The organism is Pseudomonas ulcerans (assembly GCF_036324125.1).
Lineage (GTDB): Bacteria > Pseudomonadota > Gammaproteobacteria > Pseudomonadales > Pseudomonadaceae > Aquipseudomonas > Aquipseudomonas ulcerans.
In genome coordinates this window covers 138,250-163,666 of record NZ_JAZDQN010000005.1, presented here as the reverse complement: position 1 = coordinate 163,666, position 25,417 = coordinate 138,250, and the positions used below count along the sequence as shown (strand labels likewise).

The following is a 25,417-nucleotide window of genomic DNA, read 5'->3' as shown; positions in this document are numbered from 1 at the left end:
GTCATCTGTCCGTCATCTCGCGCGGCAGCCCTTGAAGCCAGCACTTACACTGGCTGATAGAGCTGCCGTGTGTTCCCGAGTGAAGCCGTCATGATGTCCACCTTCTTCAAGCCCGCAACGGGCCTGCGCAACCCTCACCTGCAAACCCTCTGGGGCCCTCTCTGGCGCAAGTCGACGCCGCTGGATCACCAGCGCGAGCGCTTGTGGCTGGCCGACGGCGACTTCCTCGACCTCGACTGGAGCGGCCCGCACCGCAGCGACACGCCGCTGGTCCTGGTGCTGCACGGCCTGACCGGTTCGTCGTCCTCGCACTACGTGCTCGGGCTGCAACATGCCCTGCAGGCCCGGGGCTGGGCCAGCGTGGCGGTGAACTGGCGCGGCTGCTCCGGCGAGCCGAACCTGCTGCCGCGCAGCTACCACTCCGGGGCCAGCGAGGACCTGGCGGAAGTCATCGCCCACCTGCGGGCGCAACGCCCCGCCGCGCCGCTGTACGCGGTGGGTTATTCGCTGGGCGGCAACGTGCTGCTCAAGCACCTGGGCGAGGCCGGCTCGGCCAGCCAGTTGCAGGCGGCCGTGGCGGTGTCGGTGCCGTTTCGCCTGGATCAGTGCGCCGACCGCATCGGCCAGGGTTTCTCACGGGTGTACCAGGCGCACTTCATCCGCGAGATGCTCGCCTACCTGAAGAACAAGGAACGGCATTTCCTGCACCGTGGCCATGACGAAGGCCTGGATATCCTCGCCCGCCTCGGCCCGCTCACCAACCTGCGCACCTTCTGGGACTTCGACGGCCGCGTCACCGCGCCACTCAACGGTTTCAGCGATGCCCACGACTATTACAAGCGCTCGTCGAGCCGCTACTACCTGAGCGATAACCGCACACCGACGCTGATCATCCAGTCCAGCGACGATCCCTTCGTCTTCCCCCACAGCCTGCCGGAGGCCGGCGAGCTGGCGAGCAGCACCACCCTGGAGCTGCACGCCCACGGTGGTCATGTCGGGTTCGTCGAGGGCAGCCTGCGCCAGCCGGGGTACTACCTGGAACGGCGTATCCCCGAGTGGCTGGCGGGCGGCTGATCAGTCGCCGGTGGCGACCTGGCGTTGCGGGTCGGTGATCCATTCGCTCCACGAGCCGGCATACAGCGGTGCCAGCGGGTAGCCAGCGAGGCTCAGGGCGAACAGGTTGTGGCAGGCGGTGACACCGGAACCGCAGTAGGCCACCAGGTCTTGCGGCTGGCGCTCGCCGAGCAGCTTGGCGAAACGGGCCTTGAGTTGCTCCGCCGGAAGGAAATGGCCGTCCGCACCGAGGTTCTCGGTGAAGGCCGCGCATTGCGCGCCGGGGATATGCCCAGCCACCGGATCGATCGGCTCCACTTCACCACGGAAGCGCGGCAAGGCGCGGGCGTCGAGCAGGGTCAGGGCCGGATCACCAAGGCGTTCGCGCAGATGCTGCGCGCTGATCAGCAGTGCCGGATCGGGTTTGCCGCTGAAGGTGCCTTCGTGGCGATCCGCCGGGTCCAGGCTCAGCGGCAGGCCCGCCGCGTGCCAGGCCTTGAGGCCGCCATCGAGCAGGTACACGCCGCTGCGCTTGCCGAGCCAGGCCAGCAGCCACCAGGCGCGGGCGGCGAAGGCGCCGGGACCGTCGTCATACAGCACCACGTCGCTGTCGTTACTGATGCCCCATTGCTGGAATCGCTCGATCAGGCGTCCTGGCTGCGGCAGCGGATGGCGCCCGGTCACGCCCTTGACCACCGGCCCGCTGAGGTCGCGCTCCAGATCGGCGAAATGCGCCCCGGCAATATGCCCCTCGGCGTAGCTGCGCTGACCGTAGTCGACGTCCTCCAGGGCAAAACGACAATCGAGAATCACCAGCTTCGGGTCGCCGAGGCGTTCCGCCAGTTGCCGGGGTGCAATCAGTTGCGCGAGGGGCATGACAGTCTCCATATCGATTGAAAGGGCACGTTACTGCTCCAGCGCCTGCTGCAGCGGTACGTAGAATTCTTCGCACAGCGCGTCCACCGCCGGACGTGCCGTGGCAGTGACGAAACCGAGTTCCAGCACCAGTACCTGATAGACGCCACGCTTGATGGCTTCTTCACTCAGGTGCGCGGAATTTTCCCGGGTGGTGCAGAGGAAGCGCACCCAGGAGGTCAGGACGATCCAGGTGTTGAGGGTCAGCGACTCGATCTGCACCGCGTTCATCTCCAGGATCCCGGCTTCGACGAAACCGGTGTAGATGGACTGGCCCTGCAACAGGCTGCGCTGGGAAAAGCGCCGGTAGCGGGCGGCCAGTTCCTTGTCGCTGTCGAGCAGGTGTTCCAGGTCGCGGTGCAGGAAACGGAAGTTCCACATCGCCGCGAGGATTTCCTTGAGGTAGAAGCGCTTGTCCTCGACCGTGGCCGGACGGCCCTTGGGCGGGTGCAGGAAACTTTCCACCTGTTCCTCATACTGACTGAACAATTCGGCAATGATTTCCTGCTTGTTAGCGAAGTGGTAGTACAGGTTGCCGGGAGAAATCTCCATGTGCGCGGCAATGTGGTTGGTGCTGACGCTGCGCTCGCCGTTCTGGTTGAACAGCTCCAGGCTGTTCTGCACGATGCGCTCGCGGGTCTTGATTCGCGGGGCCATGACTGCGGTTCCCCATTCATGAGCTTGAAATGATTGCTTGATCTTACGGCGTCGGTGAGTGGCTTGCATCCATGCGATCCATGCGGATTCTGTGGGAACCGATTGCGAAGGCGGCGTCACTGCCGTAATCGCGGCTAAAGCCGCTCCCACAGGGTCCGCGCCACTCACAGGACCAGAATTAGAGTATATGCTCTAGCCACGATAACAAGTCACTGGAGGTCCCGATGTCCCAGCTCGACTGGCTCGACACCCTGTTCGCCGAACAGCGCGCCGCCTTCAATCGCCTGCCCATGCCGCCCCTGGCCCAGCGCCGGCAGTGGCTCAAGGCCCTGCGCCAGGCCCTGGTCGCCCGCCAGGACGAGCTGATCGCCGCAATCGACCAGGATTTCAACGGCCGCAGCGCCGACGAAACCCGCCTTGCCGAACTCCTGCCCAGCGTCCAGGGCCTGGTCCACGCGGAGAAACACCTGGCCCGCTGGATGAAACCCCGCCGCCGCGCCGTCGGCCTGGCCTTCCAGCCGGCCAGCGCGCGGGTGCAGTACCAGCCGCTGGGAGTGGTTGGGGTCATCGTGCCGTGGAACTACCCGCTGTTCCTCGCCATCGGCCCGCTGACCGGCGCCCTCGCCGCCGGCAACCGGGTCATGCTCAAGCTCAGCGAAGCCACTCCGGCCAGCGGCCAGGCGCTCAAGGCCCTGCTGGAATCGGTATTCCCCAGCGACATGGTCAGCGTGGTGCTCGGCGAGGCCGATGTCGGCCAGGCCTTCTCCCGCCTGCCCTTCGACCACCTGCTGTTCACCGGCGCCACCAGCATCGGCCGAGAAGTCATGCGCGCCGCCGCCGACAACCTCACGCCGGTGACCCTGGAACTGGGCGGCAAGTCCCCGGCCATCGTCTCCGCCAGCGTGCCCCTGGCCGACGCCGCCGAGCGCATAGCCTTCGGCAAGACCCTCAATGCCGGGCAGACCTGCGTCGCCCCCGACTACGTGCTGCTGCCCCGCGAGCGCGTACCTGGCTTCATCGACGCCTACCGCGACGCCGTGCGCCGTTTCTATCCGCGCATCAGCGACAACCCCGACTACACCGCGATCATCAACCCGCGCCACCTGGCCCGGCTCAACGGCTATCTCGACGACGCCCGTCGCCAGGGCGCGCGGGTCACCAGCCTGTACCCGGACGAAACCCCGGCCGACCGGCGCCTACCGCCCCTGATCCTGGAAAACGTCAGCGACGGCATGCGCGTGATGCAGGACGAGATCTTCGGCCCGCTGCTGCCGCTGGTGCCCTACGACCATATCGACGAGGCGATTGCCTACATCAACCAGCGCCCCCGCCCGCTGGCCCTGTACTACTTCGGCTACGAGCGCGGCGAGCAGCGCCTGGTCCTGGACAACACCCACTCCGGCGGAGCCTGCCTCAACGACACCCTGCTGCACGTGGCCCAGGACGACCTGCCGTTCGGCGGCGTCGGCCCGTCCGGCATGGGTCACTATCATGGCTACGAAGGCTTCCAGACCTTCAGCAAGGCCAAGGCCGTGCTGGCCAAGCAGCGCCTGAACCTGGCGCGGCTGGTCTATCCGCCCTACGGCAAGCGCCTGCAACAACTGGTGTACCGCTTCTTCATCCGCTGATCGCTGCACAGGCCCACAACAATGACAACACGCCTGCCCGAAGCCGCCTCGCTGAACCGCCGCGGCCTGCTCAAGTTCAGTCTCGGCGCCACGCTGTTTCTCGGCGGCGCCAGCCTGGTCGGTTGCTCCGCCACGACGCCGGCCAATGGCTTTCGCATCCTGCGCGATGACGATCTGCCGATGCTGCGCGCGGTGATCCCGGTGGTCCTCGAAGGCACGCATTCGTTGCTCGACCAGGTCCTCATCCGCCTCGACGAAACCTTGGCCAGCCTGTCCCCGGAGATGCTCAAGCTGACCTGGCAACTGTTCGACGTACTCGCCCTGCCCTTGACCCGCGGCCCGCTGACCGGTGTCTGGGGCGCCTGGGAACAGGCCGAGCCAGCGCGCATCCAGGCTTTTCTCCTACGCTGGCGCGACAGCTCGCTGAACCTGCTGCGCCAGGGCTACTGCTCGCTGCTGCAACTGCTGCTGATGGCCTGGTACAGCCTGCCCGAATCCTGGGGCGCATGCGGCTATCCCGGCCCACCGAAAATCTGAGCGAGAGCCACCCCATGCCCGTACCCGACCTGTTCCGCGACGGCCTCGCCCGCGGCTGGAAAACCCGTGACGGCTCGGCCTTGAGCCAGGACCTCACGCTGGAAACCGATATCGCCATCATCGGCAGCGGTGCCGGCGGCGCCACCAGTGCCGAACTGCTCAGCGCCGCCGGTTTTCGCGTGTTGCTGATCGAAGAAGGCCCGCTGAAGACCAGCAGCGACTTCAAGATGCTGGAGAACGAGGCCTACGCCAGCCTCTACCAGGAAGGCATCGGCCGCCTGAGCAAGGACGGCGCCATCACCATCCTCCAGGGCCGCGCCGTGGGCGGCACCACGCTGATCAACTGGACCTCCAGCTTCCGCACCCCGGAGCCGACCCTGCGCCACTGGGCCAGCGAACAGGGTGTCGAAGGCCACGGCGTGGACGACCTGGCGCCGTGGTTCGAGCGCATGGAACTGCGCCTCGGCATTACCCCGTGGCAATTGCCGCCCAACGCCAACAACGACGTGCTGCGCCGCGGCTGCACGGCCCTCGACCTGGACTGGAAGGTGATCCCGCGCAATGTCCGCGGCTGCTGGAACCTCGGTTATTGCGGCATGGGCTGCCCGGTCAACGCCAAGCAGTCGATGCTGGTGACCAGCATCCCGGCGGCCCTGGAGCACGGCGGCGAACTGCTCTACCTGACCCGCGCGGAAAAACTGGAGCATGACGGCCAGCGGATCCGCGAGCTGCACTGCGTGGCCGTGGACCCGCAGTGCGTCGCCCCCACAGGCCGCAGCATCCGCGTCCGCGCCCGGCATTACCTGCTGGCCGGCGGCGGCATCAACAGCCCGGCCCTGCTCCTGCGCTCGGCCGCGCCCGACCCACACAAGCGCCTGGGCAAACGCACCTTCCTGCACCTGGTCAACTTCAGCGCGGCGCGCTTCGCCGAGCCGGTGAACCCCTTCTACGGTGCGCCGCAGTCGATCTACAGCGACCATTTCCAATGGCGCAACGGCGTGACCGGCCCCATGGGCTACAAGCTGGAGGTGCCGCCGCTGCACCCCGCGCTGGCCGCGACCTTGTTCGGCGGCTTCGGCACGGAAAACGCCCTGCGTATGGAGGACCTGCCCCACACCCACGTGATGCTGGCCCTGTTGCGCGACGGCTTTCACCCGGACAGCGTCGGCGGCAGCGTGGAATTGCGTGGCGACGGCACGCCGGTGCTCGACTACGCCGTGTCGCCCTATGCCTGGGATGGCGTGCGCCGTGCCTTCCACAGCATGGCCGAGATCCAGTTCGCCGCCGGAGCGGAGAGCGTCCTGCCGCTGCACAGCCATGCCAGGCCGGCAAAGACCCTGGCCGAAGCGCGACGGACCATCGACGAACTGGCGCTGGAAACCTTTCTCACCCGTCTGGGCAGCGCCCATGTCATGGGTGGCTGCGCCATGGGCCAGGACCCGCGCCAGAGCGTCTGCGACAGCCTGGGCCGGCACCACCAGCTGGAAAACCTGTCGATCCACGACGGTTCGCTGTTCCCCACCAGCATCGGCGCCAACCCGCAATTGTCGGTCTATGCCATCAGCGCACGACTCAGCCACCTGCTTGCCGAGCGCCTTGGCCAGCCCTTGTCCATAGTGCCTTTGGCCGATGATGGCGACTTGGCCCGGGCGCATCGGCTGCGCTACCATCCGAGTCCCTAACGCACTCCTGCCAGGACGACGCGATGAACCGAGTGTTGTACCCGGGTACTTTCGACCCTATTACCAAGGGCCATGGCGATCTGGTCGAACGCGCCTCGCGTCTGTTCGACCACGTGATCATCGCGGTCGCCGCCAGCCCCAAGAAGAATCCGCTGTTCCCCCTGGAACAACGGGTGGCACTGGCGCGCGAAGTGACCAAGCACCTGCCCAACGTCGAAGTCATCGGCTTCTCGTCGCTGCTGGCACACTTCGCCAAGGAGCAGCAGGCCAATGTCTTCCTGCGCGGCCTGCGCGCGGTCTCGGACTTCGAGTACGAGTTCCAGCTGGCCAACATGAACCGACAGCTGGCGCCGGACGTCGAGAGCCTGTTCCTCACCCCGTCGGAGCGCTATTCGTTCATCTCCTCGACGCTGGTCCGCGAAATCGCGGCACTGGGCGGCGATATCACCAAGTTCGTCCATCCGGCGGTGGCCGACGCGCTGACCGAGCGTTTCAAGAAGTAATCTCATCTGGCCAGGAAAACCGGCGCCCGCGTGCACAACGGGCGCTAATACGGCACAATTGCGCCCATTGGTTTTCAATTGCCAGGGCCGACGATCCTGGCCGGAGTCCCCATGTCCCTGATCATCACCGACGATTGCATCAACTGCGACGTCTGCGAACCCGAGTGCCCGAACGCCGCCATCTCCCAGGGCGAAGAGATCTACGTGATCGACCCGAACCTGTGCACCCAGTGCGTTGGCCACTATGACGAACCGCAGTGCCAGCAGGTCTGCCCGGTCGACTGCATCCCGCTGGATGAAGCCCACCCGGAAACCGAAGACGAGCTGATGGCCAAGTACCGCCGTATCACCGGCAAGGCCTGATGAGCGGCGTCGCCGCGCTGCGCACCCTGTTCCTTGGCGCCGGCCTGGCGCTGTGCAGTGTCGCCGCCCTGGCCGACGGCCCGGGGCACGCGGCGGTGGCGACACCCCATCCCGACGCGACCGCCGCCGCGCGGGAAATCCTCCAGCAAGGCGGCAACGCCTTCGACGCGGCCATCGCCGTGAGCGCTGCCCTGGCGGTGGTAGAGCCCTATGGCTCGGGCCTGGGCGGTGGCGGTTTCTTCCTCCTGCGCCAGCCCGGCAATCCCGTTGCCTATCACTTCATCGACGCCCGCGAACGCGCGCCCGCCAGGGCCACGGCGGACATGTACCTGAAGGATGACAAGGTCCAGCCCGGCCTGTCGATCAACGGTCCGCTGGCGGCGGCGATCCCCGGCCTGCCGGCGGCGCTCGACGAACTGGCCGCGCACTACGGCAAGCTGCCGTTGAAGAACACCCTGGCCCCGGCGATCCGCCTGGCCAACCAGGGTTTCGCCGTCGACCGCATCTACCGCGACCGCGCGCAGATGCGCCTGGCGGCCATGCGCGACGACGCGGAAACCGCCCGGCTGTTTCTCGACCGGGGTGAAGTGCCGGCGCCGGGCAAGATGATTCGTCAGCCGGAACTGGCGGAGACCCTGCAACGCCTGGCGGACCAGGGGCGCGACGGTTTCTATCGCGGCCCCGTGGCGCTGAAGCTGGTGGCCGAGGTCAACGCAGCCGGCGGTATCTGGAGCGCCAACGACCTCGCCGACTACCACACCGTCAACCGCGAGCCGCTGCGCTACAGCCTGGCTGGCCAGCGCGAGCTGATCAGCGCGCCGCCGCCTTCCGCCGGGGGCGTGGCCATCGCCCAGAGCCTGGCGATGCTGCAGCGCCTGCCGTGGCAGAGCGCCGACAAGGTCCAGCGCGCCCACTACGTACTGGAAGTGCTGCGCCGCGCCTACCGCGATCGCGGTCTGCTGGGGGACCCGGATCATGTGGCCAACCCGGTGCCGCAATTGCTGGCGCGCCAGCATCTGGTCCAGCTCGCCGACAGCATCGACGTGCATGACGCCACGCCCAGCAGCAGCCTGCCGCCGTCACCGGCCTGGCGCGAGGGCGATCACACCACCCATTTCGCGGTGATCGATGCCGAGGGCAATGCCGTGGCGGCGACGCTGTCGGTGAACCTGCCGTTCGGTGCGGCCTTCACTGCGCCGGGTACCGGCGTGGTGCTGAACAATGAAATGGATGATTTCGCCGCCGATCCCCGGGGCAGCAACAGCTACGGACTGACGGGCAGCCAGGCCAATGCGGTGGCAGCGGGCAAGCGACCGTTGTCGAGCATGAGTCCGAGCTTCATCGAAAGCCCGACGCAATTCGCCGCCTTCGGTACGCCGGGCGGAAGCCGGATTCCGAGCATGGTGCTGCTGTCGATGCTGGAGTACCTGGATGGACGGCCGGTGAATACCTGGCCGGCGGTGCCGCGCTATCACCACCAGTATCTGCCGGATGTGGTGGAGCATGAGCCGGGGGCGTTCAGCGAAGCCGAGATGGATGATCTGCGCGAGCGCGGCTACAGCCTGAAGGATGTGGGACGCAGTTACGGCAACCAGCAGGTGCTGTTCTGGGACAAGCGCGATGGCCGGCTGGAATCTGCCAGCGACCCTAGAGGGGTTGGCAACTCGGAGGTGGTGACACCCTGAGTTTTCTGGCGCAACCACTGACCTCATCGCGGGTGAACCCGCTCCCACAGAGCTGCACCGAACCTTGTAGGAGCGGGTTCACCCGCGATGAGGCCATCAAACTCCCGACAAACCTTACTTCTGGCACCTGGGACAAAACACACTCGCCCGCTGCCCCAGCTTCACTTCCCTGAGCGTCGCCGCACACACCTTGCACGGCTCCCCGCCGCGCCCATAGGCGAACAGCTCCTGCTGGAAATACCCCGGCTGCCCATCACCACCGATAAAGTCGCGCAAGGTAGTCCCGCCCCGCTCGATCGCCGCAGCCAGGATCCGCTTGATCTCGATGGTCAACCGCAGATACCGCGCTCGCGAAATGCTCCCCGCCTCCCGCCGCGGATCGATCCCCGCCGCGAACAGGGCCTCGGTCGCATAGATATTGCCCACGCCCACCACCACCGCGTTGTCCATGATGAAAGGCTTCACCGCCATCGACCGCCCGCGGGACAACTGGAACAAGCGCTCGCCATCGAACAGGTCGGTCAGAGGCTCCGGCCCCAGGCGCACCAGCAGCTCATGCTCCAGCGGCGCATGGCTCCAGAGCATGGCGCCAAAACGCCGCGGATCGGTGTAACGCAGCGCCAGGCCGGACTCCAGCTCGATATCCACATGCTCGTGCTTCTCGGCCGGCAGGCCGATCTCCACCAGGCGCAGGTTGCCGGACATCCCCAGGTGGCTGATCAGCGTGCCCACCTCGGCATTCAACAGCAGGTACTTGGCGCGCCGCTCCACCGAGACGAAACGCTGCCCGGACAGGCGCACGTCGAGGTCTTCGGGAATCGGCCAGCGCAGGCGCCGGTCACGCACGATCACGCGGCTGACGCGCTGGCCTTCGAGGTAGGGGGCGATGCCGCGGCGGGTCGTTTCGACTTCAGGTAATTCAGGCATGGATCAGTGGCTACCGAGTTCCTGGATGGTTTGCTTGAGGTTGTCGAAGTCGTATTCCGACAGGCCGATGTAGTCCAGCACCAGGTGCCCGACGGTATTCCATTCGTGGTCGACGCTGGTGTTGCCCAGCACCCGGTGCGAGGCACAGATGTGCTCGGCCATCTTCAGGATCGCCAGCAGGTTCTTCAACTGCGCATTGCGCGGCGAGTCGTCGCTGAACACCGCCAGGGCGTTGTGGTGGTTGGCGATGGCGTTGCTGACATGCTCCGGCAGGCGCCAGGAGCGGGCGGTGTAGTAGCCGACCACCGCGTGGTTGGTGTTGAACACCTGGTTCTCGGTGTCTACCACGCGCTGGCGCGCGCCGGCGCTGGCGTAGGCGTCTTCGAGCACGCTCATGTAGTCGGGGAAGCGCTTGAGCATCAGCGGCACGCCGCAATCATGGAACAGCCCCAGGGCATAGGCTTCGTCCACCGCCTGCGAGCCGATGCGCTTGGCCAGGGTCAGGCAGGTCATCGCCACGTCCTGGGCGGTGTCCCAGAAGCGGTTGAGGGTGACGATGGTCTCGTCGCTCATCTCGCCTTTGATCGATTGCGCATTGATCAGGTTGATGATCGAGCGGCTGCCCAGCAGGTTCACCGCGCGCTGGATCGAGGCGATCTTGTTGCTCAGCCCGTAATGCGCCGAATTGACGATCTTCAGCAGCGCGCCGGCCAGGCCCGGATCCTGGGAGATCAGCTTGGCGATCGTCTCAAGGTCGGGATCGGGCATGTACTGCTCCATCTGCAGGTCGACCATGATCTGCGGCTGGGGCGGCACGCTGATGCCTTGCAAGGCTTGCTGGATCTGTTCGGCGGTGAGTTCCTGGATCATAAGTTCACACTCGGGGCTGACGGGCGATTCTAACCTGATCGTTCGGTCGAGTGACGGCCAGTCGCCATGCAATTTGTCGCGGCGACGGGCGCCTGGGCTGGCCGGCACGGTATACTCCCGCTCTTTTTTCCCGGAGCGACGTCATGTCCCTGCCCACCCTTCGTCTCAAAGCCAATGCCGACCGCCGCCTGCGCGCCGGCCACCTGTGGGTCTACAGCAACGAGATCGACGTCGCCGCCACTCCGCTGCACAGATTCAAGGCCGGCGACCAGGCGATCCTCGAAGGCGCTGGCGGCAAGCCCCTGGGCATCGTCGCCCTGAGCCCGAACAACCTGATCTGCGCTCGCCTGCTGTCCCGCGACATCAAGCTGTCGCTGGACAAGTCGCTGCTGGTGCATCGCCTGAACGTCGCCCTGTCCCTGCGCGAGCGCCTGTTCGACAAGCCGTTCTACCGCCTGGTCTACGGCGACTCCGACCTGCTGCCGGGCCTGGTGGTCGATCGCTTCGGCGACATCCTGGTGGTGCAGATCGCCTCGCCGACCATGGAGCGCCAGCGCGACGACGTCCTCGCCGCCCTGATCCAGGTGCTCAAGCCTAGCGGCATCCTGTTCAAGAACGATTCCTCGGCCCGTGATGCCGAAGGCCTGGAGCGCTACGTCGAGACCGTCTACGGCGAAGTGCCGGAGTGGGTCGCGCTGGAAGAGAACGGCGTGAAGTTCGAAGCGCCGGTGATGGAAGGCCAGAAGACCGGCTGGTTCTACGATCACCGCATGAACCGCGCGCGCCTGGCGCCGTACGTCAAGGGCAAGCGTGTGCTCGACCTGTTCAGCTACATCGGTGGCTGGGGCGTGCAGGCCGGTGCCTTTGGCGCCAGCGAAGTGTTCTGCGTCGATGCCTCGGGCTTCGCCCTGGATGGTGTCGAGCGCAACGCCACGCTGAACGGTTTCGCCGAGAAGGTCACCTGCATCGAAGGCGACGTGTTCGCCGCGCTGCGTGAACTGAAGGCTGCCGAAGAGCGCTTCGACGTGATCGTCGCCGACCCGCCCGCCTTCATCAAACGCAAGAAGGACCTGAAGAACGGCGAAGGTGCCTACCGCCGCCTCAACGAACAGGCCATGCGCCTGCTCACCAAGGACGGCATCCTGGTCAGCGCCTCGTGCTCGATGCACCTGCCCGAAGACGACCTGCAGAACATCCTGCTGACCAGCGCCCGTCACCTGGACCGCAATATCCAGCTGCTGGAACGCGGCGGCCAGGGTCCGGATCATCCGGTGCACCCGGCGATCCCGGAAACTCGCTATATCAAGAGCATCATTTGCCGGTTGCTGCCTAACAGCTGATAAGCGCTTGAATGAAAAATCCCGGCCTGGTGCCGGGATTTTTCATGGGCGCGATGGATGGGTTGTTCCTACAACCCACCCAACATCGACTTCACCACCCGCCGATGAAACGGCGTGATCAAGCGCATGTACATCCGCCCCAGCAGATTGTGCGGCTCGACGATGGAGGTCAGGCTGAGCTGATTGTTCGGATCCAGGTGCACGGAGATCATCACGTCGAGGTGGCTGTCCTTGATAGTCAGCACCAGCTCGCGGTCGGTCACCGCCGCCACCTGGAAGAAATCGAGCTGCTCGCCGACCCGCGCGGTCTTCTGCTCGCGCAGGTTGAATCCAGCCACCGGCTTGAGCCCGAACGGGCGGACCAAGAGGTCGCGCAGCCACAGCGCCTGGTTGATCCATTTCGGTACTGCGCGGCTCATGCGCCGGTAAGCGTCCAGCGCGGTGAGGCCCTGTTCCGGGGTGACCCGGCGGGCGAAACAGTCGAAGAACCAGGCCGTGGTGGAGAGCATGCGCAGCACGCTGCTGGCAGGAACATCGGCAGGGTGGACCATATTTCCTCCGTGAAAAAAGCCCATCGATCGAAGATGGCCGCCACGGTAACGCTCTAGCCCGTGGAAAGCGAGCCCGATGACAATTCCCGCCGACCATCCATTGCGCCATTCCCTAAGCCCGCCAGCGGTGTAGAATCGGCCTATTCATCGCCAGTCATCCCCCGGCGGGTTTATGAGCTCTGGCCGAGCGCGCGGCGATCCCGTGACGTCTGCGGCCTCATCCGTACCAGCGGCCACCTGCCTTGCGGTACCAAGGACAAGAGAAGCTCACTCCCCTTTTTGTCACCTGATTAGCCGCCAGGAGTGCTTCATGCCTGATTACCGTTCCAAAACGTCCACCCACGGCCGCAACATGGCCGGTGCCCGCGCGCTGTGGCGCGCCACCGGCATGAAGGACGAGGATTTCAAGAAGCCGATCATCGCCATCGCCAACTCGTTCACCCAGTTCGTCCCGGGCCACGTGCACCTGAAGGACCTGGGCCAGCTGGTCGCCCGCGAAGTCGAACGCGCCGGTGGCGTGGCCAAGGAATTCAACACCATCGCGGTGGACGACGGCATCGCCATGGGTCACGACGGCATGCTCTATTCCCTGCCGAGCCGGGAGATCATCGCCGACTCCGTGGAGTACATGGTCAACGCCCACTGCGCCGACGCCATCGTCTGCATCTCCAACTGCGACAAGATCACCCCCGGCATGCTGATGGCCGCCCTGCGCCTGAACATCCCGGTGATCTTCGTCTCCGGCGGCCCGATGGAAGCCGGCAAGACCAAGCTGGCCAGCCACGGCCTGGATCTGGTCGACGCCATGGTCATCGCCGCCGACTCCTCGGCCAGCGACGAGAAGGTCGCCGAGTACGAGCGCAGCGCCTGCCCGACCTGCGGTTCCTGCTCCGGCATGTTCACCGCCAACTCGATGAACTGCCTGACCGAAGCCCTGGGCCTGTCCCTGCCGGGCAACGGTTCGACCCTGGCCACCCACGCCGACCGCGAGCAGCTGTTCCTCACCGCCGGCCGCACCATCGTCGAGCTGTGCAAGCGCTACTACGGCGACAACGACGCCAGCGTGCTGCCGCGCAGCATCGCCAGCTTCAAGGCGTTCGAGAACGCCATGACCCTGGACATCGCCATGGGCGGTTCGACCAACACCATCCTGCACCTGCTGGCCGCGGCCCAGGAAGCCGAGCTGGCCTTCGACCTGCGCGACATCGATCGCCTGTCGCGCAAGGTACCGCAGCTGTGCAAGGTGGCGCCGAACATCCAGAAGTACCACATGGAAGACGTCCATCGCGCCGGCGGCATCATCAGCATCCTCGGCTCGCTGGCCCGTGGCGGCCTGCTGCATACCGACGTGCCGACCGTGCACTCGCCGAGCATGGAAGAAGCCATCGCCAAGTGGGACATCACCCAGACCGACGACCCGGCCGTGCACCACTTCTTCAAGGCCGGCCCGGCGGGCATCCCGACCCAGACCGCGTTCAGCCAGTCGACCCGTTGGGACACCCTCGACGACGACCGTGAAAACGGCTGCATCCGCAGCGTCGAGCACGCCTACTCGCAGGAAGGCGGCCTGGCCGTGCTGTACGGCAACATCGCCCTCGACGGCTGCGTGGTGAAAACTGCCGGTGTCGACGAGTCGATCCACGTGTTCGAAGGCAACGCGAAGATCTTCGAAAGCCAGGACAGCGCGGTGCGCGGCATCCTCGCCGACGAAGTGAAGGAAGGCGACATCGTCATCATCCGCTACGAAGGTCCGAAAGGCGGTCCGGGCATGCAGGAAATGCTCTACCCGACCTCGTACCTGAAGTCCAAGGGCCTGGGCAAGGCCTGTGCCCTGCTCACCGACGGTCGTTTCTCCGGCGGCACCTCGGGCCTGTCCATCGGCCACGCCTCGCCGGAAGCGGCAGCCGGCGGTGCCATCGGCCTGGTGCAGGACGGCGACAAGGTGCTGATCGACATCCCGAACCGTGCGATCAACCTGCTGGTCAGCGATGAAGAACTGGCGGCGCGTCGTGTCGAACAGGACAAGAAAGGCTGGAAACCGGTGGAACAGCGTCCACGCAAGGTGACCACCGCGCTGAAGGCCTACGCCCTGCTGGCGACCAGTGCCGACAAGGGTGCGGTGCGCAACAAGGCGTTGCTCGACGGGCTGTGAGTGGGCCCGCTGAATGAAAAACCGGCGCCTTGGGCGCCGGTTTTTTTATGGAACAAAGAAAGATGGGGCCAGGCGTCACGCGGATCCTGTAGGAGCGGGTTTACCCGCGATTACGTCAGCGAGCCCAGCATCGCAATCGCGGGTGAACCCGCTCCTACAAGGGCCATGCAGGCCTGGCTATTTCAGTAACTGGCCCGCACGGTAAAGGTGAAGTTGCGCGGCTCGCCGTAGAAGTTCGAGCCCCACGGACTGTCCACGCGCTCGTAGTACTTGCGGTCGAACAGGTTGTTGCCGGTCAGCTTCACCGACACATGCTTGTTGACCTTGTAGCCGATCTGCGCCGAGGTGATCGCATAGCCCGGCTGCTCGAAGTCGACATTGCGCCGGTAGTACGTGGCGCTCACCGCCCTGACGCCACCGCCAACGCTGAAGTCCTGCAGCAGCCCGTCACTGAACTGGTAGTCGGTCCACAGGTTGAAGTTGTGCTTCGGCGTGATGGTGCTGAACGTACGCCCTTGCTCTTCCTCCGAGCCGTTCATCGACCGGGTCATGGTGTAGGCGTAACCGGTCACCACGCTCCAGTTGTCGGTCAGGTTGCCGCTCAGCTCGGTCTCCCAGCCCTGGCTGCGAACCTTGCCCTGGGCGCGGTAGAACTGCCCGCCGGAGACCAGCTCGGCGCGGTTCTCGTCATAGATGCGGAACAGGGCGATGCTGCCGTTCAGGCGTCCGTCGAGGAACTCGCGCTTCAGGCCCAGTTCGTACTGCTCGCCTTCACGCGGGTCGATCACCGAGCCGCTGGCATCGATATCGGTCTGCGGCTTGAATACCTTGGTGTAGCTGCCGTAGGCCGACAGTTCCGGGGTCAGCTCGTAGACCAGCGCGCCATAGGGGATGAACTTGCGGTCGATATTGGTCTCGGTCTCGCCGAACCGGTTGAAGTAGGCATTGGCATTCTTGCCCTCGGCCTCGAACCAGGTCACCCGGCTGCCGAGGATCACGTCCAGCTGGTCGGTCGCGGCGAGCTTGGCCCGGCCGTAGACCCCGTACTGCCGCGAGGTCGACCAGGTGCCGTTGTCCATGGCGAACTCCTGCTTGGGAATGTCGATACGACCCGGGTCGAACACATTGATCGGGAAGTACTCGCCGCCACCGTAGGTGAAGTCCTTGTTCAGGTGCTGGTACTCGGCGCCGGCAGTGAACTCGTGGGTGCGGCCGAAGGCTTCCACCGGCAGGGTGACGAAGCTGTCCAGGCCGAGACTCTTGATATGGGTGTAGTAGGAATACGCCACTGCCCAGCTGTCGCCGGTGGCCGGGTCCACGGCATCGTCCGACCAGGTGAAGTTGCGCGTCGGCGTCTCGGCATCGCGGTAGGTCAGCGACGTCTTGAACTGGCCGCCGTTGTCCAGGGCATGGTCCAGCTCGGCGAAGCCTTCCCACACGCGCTCTTCCAGCTTGTTCCACTTGGCATCGACGAAGGTGGAGCGGCTGACATCCAGCAGCGAGCCGTCGGCATAGGCCGGCAGACCGAAGGCCGGAGTCGAACGGTTCTTCTGGTAGGTGCCACCCAGCGACAGGGTGGTGGACGGGGTGAAGTCGTATTCCAGGCGGCCATAGACCATCGGCCGTTCATTCTTGGCGTAGTCGACCCAAGACTGGTTGTCCTCGTAGGCGGTGACAAAACGCCCGCGCAGGCTGCCATCGGCATTAAGCGGGCCGGTGATGTCGACGCTGGAGTGGTAGTTGTCCCACGAACCTGCGGACAGCTCGCCGTTCAGGCCGAAGGTGCCGAGGGCGCGCTTGCGCACCACGTTGATGGTCCCGCCGGGCTCGCCGGAGCCCTGGTACAGGCCGCTCGGCCCACGCAGCACCTCGACGCGGTCGTACATCGCCAGATCGAAGCTGGTGGCCAGGTCGCCCTGGCCGGTGGCCTGGGACACGCCGTCGACCTGCACCTGGTCGACCAGGAAGCCGCGCATGTACACGTCGTTCAGGCTGGAGCCGGAGTTGTAGGACTTGATCGTCACCCCGGTGACCTGGCGCATCGCGTCCTGCAGGTTGTTCATGTTCTGGTCGTTCATGCGCTGGCGGGTGACCACCGAGACCGACTGCGGGATGTCCTTGAGCTTCTGCTCGCCCTTGCCGATGGTCAGCGCCCCGGTGGTGTAGGAGCGGCTGCCCTCGGTGGTGGCGCCGAGCAGGTCGGAATTGATCTTCGTGGCGCCGAGTTGCACGGCCTCGTCACCACGGGCGCGCTTTTCCAGGGTCACGCTGTCGCCGTCGATGTAGCTGGCGGACAGCCCGGTACCGGCCAGCAGCCGACCCAGCGCCTCGCTCTGTGGATAACTGCCGATCACGCCCGGCGAACGCAGGCCCTGGGTAACCTCCGCCGTGACCAGCACCTGCACCCGGGTGACCGCGCTGAACGCGGCCAGCGCGCCGTCGAGGGACTGCGCGGGAATCTCGAAGCGATGGACCTGCGCCTGGGTCTCGCTGGCAGCCAGGGTTGGCAGGGCGAACGTGCCGCAGCCCATGGCGATGGCCAGGCTGAGCAGCGTCGGCAGGTGCCGCCGGGTGGTGGTGTGTGGCATCGGTGGTGCTCCCCAAAATCGTCGAAGTCGTTCAGCGGCGCCGCACCATCTGAGAGTGCTTGTTATTTGCGCCTACGAGTTCAAGGACGACGGGTTTGGGGAAAACCCTGAAACTTTCCGAAAATTTTTCCTCAGCCTTCGCGCAGCACCCGCAGCCAGGGGGTGTATTGCTCGGCGTTGAGCCCGAGGGTGTGCTTCAACGCCTTGAGCACGGCGTCCGGCTTGTCGATCTCGAACACCCCGGAGACCTTGCGCTGGCGCAGGGCCTCGCCGAGCACCAGGGTCTGCCCCGGCCAATAACGATTGAGTTCCTCGACCACCTCGGCCAGCGGCTGCTGGCGGAACACCAGCTGGCGCTGGCGCCAGGCGAACTCGCTGGCGCCGTCGATCTCGTGCACCGCGGCCAATTGCCCGCCCTGGTATTCGACACCGCGCCCCGGCTCCAGCAGCACGGCCTGCTCGCCGCCGGCACTGACCTGCACCTTGCCCTGGGCCACCCGCACCCGGGTCTGGCCGTCCTGGCGCGACACGCTGAAACGGGTGCCGACCACCTTGACCCAGCCCTCGCCGGAACGGATCACGAAGGGCCGCGCCGGGTCCGCACTGACCTCGAACCAGGCTTCGCCGCGCAGCAGTTGCACGCGACGCTCGCCCTGGCCGAGGTCGACCTGGATCGCACTGTCGGTATTGAGCTGGACCTGGGAACCATCGGCCAGGCTCAGGTTGCGCGACTCGCCGGTGGTCGTGGCGTAGTCGGCGCGCCAGCGGTCCGGCCAAGGGCTGGACAGGGTCAGGACGCCCACCGCCAGGACCACGGCGGCGGCGCTGGCCCAGGCCCTCAGCCTCGGCCGGCGCCAGCGCGCCCGCTCGGCCTCGCGCAGTTGCCGGGCCGGCTCGCGCAGGGCGCCCAGCAGCGCCAGCACCTCGTCCCAGGCCTGCGCCTGATGCGGACCACGGGCGAGCCAGGCGGCGAAATCGCTGCGCTCCTGCTGGCTGACGTCCTCGGCCTGCAAGCGGTAGTACCAGGCGCTTGCCTCTTCGAACAGATCGTCAGGGTGGGTCATGCGCGTATCCATGGCAGCGAAGGGCTCGGTCATCGTGCCCCCGGTGTGTCGTCGAGCAGGCGGGCCTTGATGAACGCCCGGCAGTCCACCAGGGCGCGGCGCAACTGGTATTCGACGCTGCGCGGGGTGATCTTCAGGCGCTCACCGATCTCCCGGTAGGACAAATCGTCGACATGATAGAGCAGGAAGATATGCCGGGTCGCCTCGGGCAACGCCTCGATGGCGGCCTGCATCAGGCGCTGCTCCTGCTGGGTGGCAAGCTGTTCCTCGGCGCCGGGGGCGCTGCAGGGCAGGTCTTCGCTCGGTTCGCCGCCGTCCAGGCGCTCGCGGCGGATCGCCTGGCGCTGGTGATCGCGGACCAGGTTGCTGGCGATGGTGAACAGGAAGGCCGGCAGGTTATCGACCTGCTTGTCGGCGGGCAGCCGCGCCAGGCGCAGGAAGGATTCCTGGGTCAGGTCCGCGGCCACCTGGCTGTTACCGGTGCGCCGCGCGACAAAGGCCTCCAGGGCTTTCTTCTGCTCGGCGAACAAGCGGGCGATCTGCGTATTCCACGAAGACACGGGCACTTCCTGGTGAGCGGGGTCGGGAGGATGCGCACGCTAGCAGAGGATGAGATCAATTCGCAATTGGTATTGTCTTTTGTTGCCTTGCGGGCCTCATCGTTGCGATGAGGCCCCCGACAAACTACTGGATTTCCTCCGGCGTCACCACCACCCAGTTCTTGTCCGCCGTCACCGGCAACCCTTCCTTGGCCTGCGCCGCGGCATGTTTGGCCATCATCCCGTTGATCTGGTCCATGTACTTGGCCTTGCGGTTGATCCACAGATGGATGCCGCCCTTGGCCACATCGACGCTGTGGAACAGCATGTAGCCGTCACTGTTCGGCGTGTCCCCGCCCACCAGCACCGGCTTCTTCCATTCATCGATATAGGTGAGGATGGCCGCCTGCTTGCCGGCCATCCAGGTCGCCGGGGTCCACAGGTACGGGGTCAGTTCCAGGCCGAGGTTGGCGGCAGGGTCGTACTTGCCGGCGCTGATCTGCTTGCGTGCGGTGCTCAGCGCACCCGTGGCGCGGTCCTTGAGCAGCAGGCTGACGCCGATGACGTTCTGCGGCTTTACGTTGTAGCCGTACTTCGGATCGGAGGCGACCATGCGCACCAGTTCCTCCGAGGCCGCCGTCATCACGTAGACCTCGATGCCGTTCTCCATCAGCTTGTTGTACAGCTCGGTCTGCCCGGTGAAGACCTTGGGCGGCTGTACCTCGATGGTCTTGACCTGGTCACCCTCGAAATAGGTACTCGGCACCGGCTTGCCCGAGGCCATCAGCTCGTCGACGTAGCCCTTGAGCTCCTTGAGGGTGAAGCCGGAGAACACCTGCGCCACCCAGGGGTAGCAGACCATGTCGTCGATTTCGCAGAGGCGGTAGTAGTAGCTGAAGAGGCTTTCCTTGTGCTCGGCCGTGTCCTTGAACGGCATCAGCTTGAGCGACGGGTCGAGCTTGTCGCGGGTCAGCACGCCCTTGTTTTCCATGAACGGCAGCAGCGACTCTTCGAGGTCGAAGCGATAGCTGGTGTTGTCCATGTCGAATACCGCGTAGTTACCCTTGTGGGCGTTGGCGGCGATCATGGCGTCGAGCTGCCTGGCGGCCGGTTCCGGCCAGTGTTTCAGCTCGACCGCCAGCGCCTGGCCGGCGAGCAGGAGGGCCAGGCCGGTGGCAAGGATCTTCGGAGCGAACTTCATGTGCGGTTCTCCAGAAAAGATGACCGTCCAACCCTAAGCACTCCAGCCCCACCCTTGCGCTCCGACAACGACGCCGACAATGGCCCGAGCGGCAGCCACTTGCCTGTGAGCGACCGGTGTTTATTCCAGAAACGACATCACTAATTCCATAACGATATAAATTCGTTTGTTTTCATGCTGTTAGCATTTTCGTTTCAGCAACCGCCGTTTATCGGCGGTTGCGTCGTTTTTACTGGAGCTTCAATGAACCTGCCGCTGTTTCTCAACCTGCTGGTGTTCCTCGCATTGCTGCTGGGCCTGGCGAAAACCAACCCGGGCTGGAGCCTGGCGAAGAAGGTGCTGGTCGGCCTGATCCTCGGCGTGCTGTTCGGTACCGCCCTGCATACCTTCTACGGTGCCGGCCATCCGGTGCTGAAAGCCACCATCGGCTGGCTGGACCTGGTCGGCAACGGCTATGTGCAGCTGTTGCAAATGATCGTGATGCCGCTGATCTTCGTCTCGATCCTGTCTGCCGTGGCGCGCCTGCACAACGCCTCGTCCCTGGGCCGGATCAGCGTGCTGACCATCGGCACCCTGCTGTTCACCACCGCCATCGCGGCGCTGATCGGCATAGTCCTCACCAACCTGTTCGGCCTCAGCGCCGAGGGGCTGGTGGCCGGGACCCAGGAAACCGCGCGGATGGCCACCATCCAGAGCGACTACGCGGGCAAGGTCGCCGACCTGAACATCCCGCAACTGCTGCTTTCCTTCCTGCCGAGCAACCCGGTGGGCGACCTGGCGCGGGCCAAGCCGACCTCGATCATCAGCGTGGTGATTTTCGCCGCCTTCCTCGGCGTCGCCGCCCTGCAACTGCTCAAGGATGACGCCGAGAAGGGCAACCGCGCCCTGGCCGCCATCGACACCCTGCAAGCCTGGGTGACCCGCCTGGTGCGCCTGGTGATGAAGCTCACGCCGTACGGCGTGCTGGCGCTGATGACCAAGGTGGTCGCCAGTTCCAACCTCGACGACATCATCAAGCTGGGCAGTTTCGTGGTGGTGTCCTACATCGGCCTGGCGCTGATGTTCGGCGTGCATGGCGTGCTGCTGGGCCTGGCCGGGGTCAATCCGCTGCGCTTCCTGCGCAAGGTCTGGCCGGTGCTGACGTTCGCCTTCACCAGCCGCTCCAGCGCCGCCAGCATCCCGCTGAGCATCGAGGCGCAGACCCGTCGCCTGGGCGTGCCACAGGCGATCGCCAGCTTTGCCGCGTCGTTCGGTGCGACCATCGGGCAGAACGGTTGTGCCGGGCTGTATCCGGCGATGCTGGCGGTGATGGTGGCGCCGGCGGTGGGTATCGACCCGCTGGACCCGCTGTGGATCGCCACGCTGGTGGCGGTGGTGACCTTGAGTTCGGCCGGGGTAGCCGGAGTGGGTGGCGGTGCGACCTTCGCCGCGCTGATCGTGCTGCCGGCGATGGGCTTGCCGGTGGAGCTGGTGGCGCTGCTAATTTCGGTGGAGCCGCTGATCGACATGGGGCGGACGGCGTTGAATGTCAGTGGCTCGATGACGGCGGGGACCATCACCAGCCAGATGCTTGGGCAGACCGACAAAGCAGTGTTGGCTGGGGATGAGCAGGTTCAGCTGAGTCACTCTTGAGATCTTTGGGCCTGCTAAGCAGGCCTTCGCGAGCAAGCTCGCTCCCACAGGCACTGCAAGATCTCCGTGGGAGCGAGCTTGTCGGTGCGCCGAACCGTCGCGAAGGACCGCAAAGCGGTCCCGACAATCTCAGACCTGTTCCCAAACCTCGAAGTGATACACCGGCTTCCCTTCCTCCACCGGCCCCTGCTGGCTGGACACCTTCTTCCAGACGCGCTCGTCCACCTCGGGGAACCAGGCATCCCCTTCCGGGTTCATCTCCACCCGGGTCAGGTACAGCCGATCCACCAACCCCTTCTCCAGCCCCTGCGCATACAACTGCGCGCCGCCGATCAGCATCAGCTCGTCCACGCCCTGCTCCGCCGCCCACTGCTCGGCACGCACCATGGCGTCTTCCAGCGAGCCGAACACCTCGGCGCCTTCCAGCTGCAGCCCGGCCTGGCGGCTGACCACCAGGTTCAGCCGGCCCGGCAGTGGCCGACCCAGCGAGTCCCAGGTCTTGCGCCCCATGATGATCGGCTTGCCCAGGGTGGTGGCCTTGAAGTACTTGAAGTCCCCCGGCAGGTGCCAGGGCATGCGGTTGTCGAGGCCGATGACGCGGTTCTCGGCGAGAGCCACGATCAGGCTGAGGGGGCGTGATGTTTTCATGGCGGCGAGGATAGCAAAGGACGCCTGGGTTATGCTTCCCCGGTGACTGGTTCAAGGAAGCTGTACGTGACTGGATTGACCGACCTGGACAAGCGCTGGCTGACCGAAGCGGTACGCCTGCGCGAAGAACACACCGGGCCCCTGGACGACCAGGAAGCCAACCGCCGCGCCCGCCAGCAGGGCGGCGATCTTGCGCAACGCCTCGAAAACCGCGCCCTGTGGCTGGCCGAACGCGACGGCCTGCGCCAGGCCCTCGACCACTACAAGCGCGGCGCGCGCCTGGCCCTGCTGGTGTTGCTGGTGCTGGCCGTGGTCAGCGGCGCCGGCCTGGCCTTCGCCGCGCTCGGCGACGGGCAGCGCCCGGTCAATGTGTTCTGGGCCCTGGGCAGCCTGCTCGGGCTCGACCTGCTGTTGCTGCTGGGCTGGGCCGCCGGGCTGGCCCTGGCCGGCGACCAGGGGGCAAGCCTTGGCCGGCTGTGGCTGTGGCTCAGCGAGAAATTCGCCCGCGATGCGAAAAGCGTGCACCTGGCTCCGGCGCTGCTGGTCCTGCTGCAACGCCAGCGCCTGACCCGCTGGCTGCTCGGCGTGCTGGTCCACGGCCTCTGGCTGCTCGCGCTGAGCAGTGCGCTGGTCGTGCTGCTGATGCTGCTGTCGACCCGTCGCTATGGCTTCGTCTGGGAAACCACCTTGCTCCAGCCCGACACCTTCGTCGGCCTCACCCAGGCCCTCGGCGCCCTGCCGTCCCTGCTCGGTTTCAGCACGCCGGACGTGGCGATGATCCGCGCCAGCGGCGACAGCCAGCCGGCGCTGGACCTCGGTCGCCAGGCCTGGGCCGGCTGGCTGCTGGGGGTGCTGGTGGTCTACGGCATCCTCCCGCGCCTGCTGCTGGTGGCCCTGTGCCTGTGGCGCTGGCGCCGGGGTCGCACCCGGCTGGTACTGGACCTGAAACTGCCCGGCTATAGCAGCCTGCGCGAAGCCCTGATGCCGAGCAGCGAGCGCCTCGGGGTCAATGATGCTGCCCCGGAGCACCTGCCGCAGATCCCGCGTGGCCAGGACGATGTGCAGCACGAAGGCGCCTTGCTGGTGGGCCTGGAGCTGGATGACCAGCGCCCCTGGCCGCCTGCGCTGCCGGCGTCGGTGACCGATGCCGGCGTGCTCGACAGCCGCGAGTCACGCCGCCGCCTGCTGGAGCAACTGAGCCATTTCCCCCCTGCACGCCTGGCCATCGCCTGCGATCCGCGCCGCTCGCCGGATCGCGGCAGCCTGGCCCTGCTCGCCGAGCTGGCCCGCAGCGCCGCCGCCACCCGCATCTGGCTGATGCTGCCGCCACCCGGCCAGGCCCTGGATGCCGAGCGCCTCGGTGACTGGCACCAGGCCCTGGAGCAACTGGCCCTGCCCTATGCCGACACCTCGCCGATCCATTGGCTGGAGCATGGCCATGACTGACGCCCTGAAACTGGCCGTGGTCGGCCACACCAATGTCGGCAAGACCTCGCTGTTGCGCACCCTGACCCGGGATGTCGGCTTCGGCGAGGTGTCTCATCGCCCCAGTACCACCCGCCATGTCGAGGGCGCGCGGCTGTCGGTGGATGGCCAGCCGTTGCTGGAGCTGTACGACACGCCGGGCCTGGAAGACGCCATCGCCCTGCTCGACTACCTCGAACGCCTGGAGCGCCCGGGCGAGCGCCTCGATGGCCCGGCGCGGCTCGAACGCTTCCTGCAGAGCAGCGAGGCGCGCCAGCGTTTCGAGCAGGAAGCCAAGGTGGTGCGCCAGCTGATGGCCAGCGATGCCGGGCTCTATGTGATCGACGCCCGTGAGCCGGTGCTGGCAAAGTACCGTGACGAACTGGAAGTCCTCGCCGGCTGCGGCAAGCCGCTGCTGCCGGTGCTCAATTTCGTCGCCAGCAGCGACCACCGCGAACCGGACTGGCGCGAAGCCCTCGCCCGCCTGGGCCTGCATGCGCTGGTGCGCTTCGACAGCGTCGCGCCGCCGGAGGATGGCGAGCGGCGGCTGTACGAAAGCCTGCAGTTGATGCTGGAGAACGCCCGCCCGGCCCTGCAACGGCTGATCGATGACCAGCAGGCACAGCGGCAGGTACGCCGACACAGCGGCAAGCGCCTGATCGCCGAGTTGCTGATGGATTGCGCCGCCTGCCGGCGCAGCGTGGTGGCCAAGGCGGACGAGGAAGCCGCGGCCATCGCCGAGTTGCGCAGTGCCATTCGCCAGCGGGAGCAGCGCTGTGTCGAAGCGCTGCTCAAGCTCTATGCCTTCCGCCGCGAGGACGCCAACGCCGGTGACCTGCCGTTGCTGGACGGACGCTGGGGCGACGATCTGTTCAATCCGGAAACCCTCAAGCAACTGGGCATCAAGCTCGGCGGCGGAGCGGTGGCCGGTGCGGCGGCGGGAGCCGGGATCGACCTGGCAGTGGGCGGGCTGACCCTGGGTGTCGCGGCGCTGGCCGGCGCCATTGCCGGTGGTGCACTGGGTACGGCGCGCAGTTATGGCTCGCGTTTGCTGGGCAAGCTGAAGGGGCAGCAGGAGCTGACGGTGGATGATGCGGTTTTGCGCTTGCTTGCGGTGCGGCAGAAGCAACTGCTGCAAGCACTCGACAGCCGGGGGCATGCGGCGATCAACCGGATCAATCTCGACACACCGCCGGACCAGAGCTGGCGCGAGGGCAAGCTGCCGGCGGCGCTGAACAAGGCGCGGGCGCATCCGCAGTGGTCTTCGCTGAATCCGGGGGCGAGGTTGAGCCAGGCGGAGCGGCTGGAGCAGATCGAGGCGCTGTTGCAGGAAATCTAGGTCGCTCTCAAGGGCCTCATCGCTGGCAAGCCAGCTCCCACAAGGCCTGCGGTGCACGCGGTCCCTGTGGGAGCTGGCT

Annotated in this window: 21 protein-coding genes and 1 pseudogene; 12 read left to right on the top strand and 10 right to left on the bottom strand. The window is 66.1% G+C overall.

Going from position 1 to position 25,417, the window contains the following annotated elements:
* Window positions 1-90: 90 nt before the first annotated feature.
* Window positions 91-1,074 (top strand): hydrolase, encoded by a 984-nt coding sequence (locus tag V0R59_RS06965; protein WP_375547345.1) that lies wholly within the window; start codon window positions 91-93, stop codon window positions 1,072-1,074.
* Here V0R59_RS06965 and V0R59_RS06960 read toward each other — a convergent pair whose 3' ends face one another.
* Both V0R59_RS06960 and V0R59_RS06955 read right to left on the bottom strand, forming a co-directional pair.
* A complete protein-coding gene (locus tag V0R59_RS06960) occupies window positions 1,075-1,929 on the bottom strand; it encodes a sulfurtransferase (RefSeq protein WP_330073637.1) in 855 nt (284 codons plus the stop codon).
* Between the two features lie 30 nt (window positions 1,930-1,959).
* A complete protein-coding gene (locus tag V0R59_RS06955; protein ID WP_330073638.1) occupies window positions 1,960-2,625 on the bottom strand; it encodes a TetR/AcrR family transcriptional regulator in 666 nt (221 codons plus the stop codon).
* Between the two features lie 185 nt (window positions 2,626-2,810).
* Between V0R59_RS06955 and V0R59_RS06950 the strand changes: the two genes are divergently transcribed.
* From V0R59_RS06950 to ggt, 6 genes and pseudogenes are all read left to right on the top strand, one after another.
* The gene (locus V0R59_RS06950; protein ID WP_330073774.1) at window positions 2,811-4,253 is read left to right on the top strand and encodes a coniferyl aldehyde dehydrogenase; all 1,443 of its coding nucleotides are present in this window, start codon (window positions 2,811-2,813) and stop codon (window positions 4,251-4,253) included.
* Between the two features lie 51 nt (window positions 4,254-4,304).
* Window positions 4,305-4,790: a twin-arginine translocation pathway signal protein gene (locus tag V0R59_RS06945; RefSeq protein WP_330073775.1), complete on the top strand. Its 486-nt coding sequence runs from the start codon at window positions 4,305-4,307 to the stop codon at window positions 4,788-4,790.
* A 14-nt stretch (window positions 4,791-4,804) separates the two neighbouring features.
* Window positions 4,805-6,388, top strand: a pseudogene (locus V0R59_RS06940) (GMC family oxidoreductase N-terminal domain-containing protein); the annotation flags it as partial.
* 107 nt (window positions 6,389-6,495) lie between these two features.
* Complete coding sequence (gene coaD / locus V0R59_RS06935; protein ID WP_330073639.1) at window positions 6,496-6,975, top strand: pantetheine-phosphate adenylyltransferase; 480 nt, start codon at window positions 6,496-6,498, stop codon at window positions 6,973-6,975.
* Window positions 6,976-7,086: 111 nt separating this feature from the next.
* On the top strand, window positions 7,087-7,338 hold the full coding sequence (locus V0R59_RS06930) for a YfhL family 4Fe-4S dicluster ferredoxin (protein WP_011531711.1): 252 nt from the start codon (window positions 7,087-7,089) through the stop codon (window positions 7,336-7,338).
* The gene (gene ggt, locus V0R59_RS06925; RefSeq protein ID WP_330073640.1) at window positions 7,338-9,023 is read left to right on the top strand and encodes a gamma-glutamyltransferase; all 1,686 of its coding nucleotides are present in this window, start codon (window positions 7,338-7,340) and stop codon (window positions 9,021-9,023) included. The genes V0R59_RS06930 and ggt overlap by 1 nt, the downstream gene beginning before the upstream one ends.
* A 114-nt stretch (window positions 9,024-9,137) precedes the next feature.
* Here the strand turns inward: ggt and mutM are convergent, their stop codons facing one another.
* Window positions 9,138-9,950 carry a bifunctional DNA-formamidopyrimidine glycosylase/DNA-(apurinic or apyrimidinic site) lyase gene (mutM, locus tag V0R59_RS06920; protein WP_330073641.1) on the bottom strand — a complete coding sequence of 271 codons (813 nt, stop codon included), beginning with the start codon at window positions 9,948-9,950 and terminating at the stop codon, window positions 9,138-9,140.
* A gap of 3 nt (window positions 9,951-9,953) precedes the next feature.
* The gene (locus V0R59_RS06915) at window positions 9,954-10,766 is read right to left on the bottom strand and encodes an HDOD domain-containing protein (RefSeq protein WP_330073776.1); all 813 of its coding nucleotides are present in this window, start codon (window positions 10,764-10,766) and stop codon (window positions 9,954-9,956) included.
* Window positions 10,767-10,963: 197 nt separating this feature from the next.
* On the opposite strand from V0R59_RS06915, the gene V0R59_RS06910 reads away from it, so the two are divergent.
* Window positions 10,964-12,160 carry a class I SAM-dependent rRNA methyltransferase gene (locus V0R59_RS06910; RefSeq protein WP_330073642.1) on the top strand — a complete coding sequence of 399 codons (1,197 nt, stop codon included), beginning with the start codon at window positions 10,964-10,966 and terminating at the stop codon, window positions 12,158-12,160.
* Window positions 12,161-12,228: 68 nt separating this feature from the next.
* On the opposite strand, the gene V0R59_RS06905 is transcribed toward V0R59_RS06910, so the two are convergent.
* The gene (locus tag V0R59_RS06905) at window positions 12,229-12,711 is read right to left on the bottom strand and encodes a DUF2867 domain-containing protein (RefSeq protein WP_330073643.1); all 483 of its coding nucleotides are present in this window, start codon (window positions 12,709-12,711) and stop codon (window positions 12,229-12,231) included.
* 310 nt (window positions 12,712-13,021) lie between these two features.
* Between V0R59_RS06905 and ilvD the strand changes: the two genes are divergently transcribed.
* Complete coding sequence (ilvD, locus tag V0R59_RS06900; RefSeq protein ID WP_330073644.1) at window positions 13,022-14,863, top strand: dihydroxy-acid dehydratase; 1,842 nt, start codon at window positions 13,022-13,024, stop codon at window positions 14,861-14,863.
* Window positions 14,864-15,045: 182 nt separating this feature from the next.
* Here the strand turns inward: ilvD and V0R59_RS06895 are convergent, their stop codons facing one another.
* From V0R59_RS06895 to V0R59_RS06880, 4 genes are all read right to left on the bottom strand, one after another.
* Complete coding sequence (locus V0R59_RS06895) at window positions 15,046-17,394, bottom strand: TonB-dependent siderophore receptor (RefSeq protein WP_375547346.1); 2,349 nt, start codon at window positions 17,392-17,394, stop codon at window positions 15,046-15,048.
* A 188-nt stretch (window positions 17,395-17,582) separates the two neighbouring features.
* The gene (locus V0R59_RS06890) at window positions 17,583-18,548 is read right to left on the bottom strand and encodes a FecR family protein (protein ID WP_330105837.1); all 966 of its coding nucleotides are present in this window, start codon (window positions 18,546-18,548) and stop codon (window positions 17,583-17,585) included.
* Window positions 18,545-19,075: an RNA polymerase sigma factor gene (locus tag V0R59_RS06885; protein WP_330073647.1), complete on the bottom strand. Its 531-nt coding sequence runs from the start codon at window positions 19,073-19,075 to the stop codon at window positions 18,545-18,547. The genes V0R59_RS06890 and V0R59_RS06885 overlap by 4 nt, the downstream gene beginning before the upstream one ends.
* Before the next feature lie 124 nt (window positions 19,076-19,199).
* Complete coding sequence (locus V0R59_RS06880; protein WP_330073648.1) at window positions 19,200-20,255, bottom strand: haloacid dehalogenase-like hydrolase; 1,056 nt, start codon at window positions 20,253-20,255, stop codon at window positions 19,200-19,202.
* Between the two features lie 243 nt (window positions 20,256-20,498).
* On the opposite strand from V0R59_RS06880, the gene V0R59_RS06875 reads away from it, so the two are divergent.
* On the top strand, window positions 20,499-21,887 hold the full coding sequence (locus tag V0R59_RS06875) for an L-cystine transporter (protein WP_330073649.1): 1,389 nt from the start codon (window positions 20,499-20,501) through the stop codon (window positions 21,885-21,887).
* 129 nt (window positions 21,888-22,016) lie between these two features.
* On the opposite strand, the gene V0R59_RS06870 is transcribed toward V0R59_RS06875, so the two are convergent.
* Window positions 22,017-22,535, bottom strand: coding sequence for a dihydrofolate reductase (locus V0R59_RS06870; protein WP_330073650.1), 519 nt, complete (start codon window positions 22,533-22,535; stop codon window positions 22,017-22,019).
* 66 nt (window positions 22,536-22,601) lie between these two features.
* Here V0R59_RS06870 and V0R59_RS06865 point away from each other — a divergent pair, with 66 nt between their 5' ends.
* Together V0R59_RS06865 and V0R59_RS06860 are read left to right on the top strand one after the other, a co-directional pair.
* Complete coding sequence (locus V0R59_RS06865) at window positions 22,602-23,981, top strand: DUF2868 domain-containing protein (protein ID WP_330073651.1); 1,380 nt, start codon at window positions 22,602-22,604, stop codon at window positions 23,979-23,981.
* Window positions 23,974-25,338: a GTPase/DUF3482 domain-containing protein gene (locus V0R59_RS06860; RefSeq protein WP_330073652.1), complete on the top strand. Its 1,365-nt coding sequence runs from the start codon at window positions 23,974-23,976 to the stop codon at window positions 25,336-25,338. Before V0R59_RS06865 ends, V0R59_RS06860 begins: the two co-directional genes overlap by 8 nt.
* Window positions 25,339-25,417: the final 79 nt, after the last annotated feature.

Coding starts and splice junctions, on each gene's coding strand:
- V0R59_RS06965 (WP_375547345.1), top strand. CDS start 91: ATGATGTCCACCTTCTTCAAGCCCGCAACGGGCCTGCGCAACCCTCAC.
- V0R59_RS06960 (WP_330073637.1), bottom strand. CDS start 1,929: ATGCCCCTCGCGCAACTGATTGCACCCCGGCAACTGGCGGAACGCCTC.
- V0R59_RS06955 (WP_330073638.1), bottom strand. CDS start 2,625: ATGGCCCCGCGAATCAAGACCCGCGAGCGCATCGTGCAGAACAGCCTG.
- coaD (WP_330073639.1), top strand. CDS start 6,496: ATGAACCGAGTGTTGTACCCGGGTACTTTCGACCCTATTACCAAGGGC.
- V0R59_RS06930 (WP_011531711.1), top strand. CDS start 7,087: ATGTCCCTGATCATCACCGACGATTGCATCAACTGCGACGTCTGCGAA.
- ggt (WP_330073640.1), top strand. CDS start 7,338: ATGAGCGGCGTCGCCGCGCTGCGCACCCTGTTCCTTGGCGCCGGCCTG.
- mutM (WP_330073641.1), bottom strand. CDS start 9,950: ATGCCTGAATTACCTGAAGTCGAAACGACCCGCCGCGGCATCGCCCCC.
- V0R59_RS06910 (WP_330073642.1), top strand. CDS start 10,964: ATGTCCCTGCCCACCCTTCGTCTCAAAGCCAATGCCGACCGCCGCCTG.
- V0R59_RS06905 (WP_330073643.1), bottom strand. CDS start 12,711: ATGGTCCACCCTGCCGATGTTCCTGCCAGCAGCGTGCTGCGCATGCTC.
- ilvD (WP_330073644.1), top strand. CDS start 13,022: ATGCCTGATTACCGTTCCAAAACGTCCACCCACGGCCGCAACATGGCC.
- V0R59_RS06895 (WP_375547346.1), bottom strand. CDS start 17,394: ATGGGCTGCGGCACGTTCGCCCTGCCAACCCTGGCTGCCAGCGAGACC.
- V0R59_RS06890 (WP_330105837.1), bottom strand. CDS start 18,548: ATGACCGAGCCCTTCGCTGCCATGGATACGCGCATGACCCACCCTGAC.
- V0R59_RS06880 (WP_330073648.1), bottom strand. CDS start 20,255: ATGAAGTTCGCTCCGAAGATCCTTGCCACCGGCCTGGCCCTCCTGCTC.
- V0R59_RS06875 (WP_330073649.1), top strand. CDS start 20,499: ATGAACCTGCCGCTGTTTCTCAACCTGCTGGTGTTCCTCGCATTGCTG.
- V0R59_RS06870 (WP_330073650.1), bottom strand. CDS start 22,535: ATGAAAACATCACGCCCCCTCAGCCTGATCGTGGCTCTCGCCGAGAAC.
- V0R59_RS06860 (WP_330073652.1), top strand. CDS start 23,974: ATGACTGACGCCCTGAAACTGGCCGTGGTCGGCCACACCAATGTCGGC.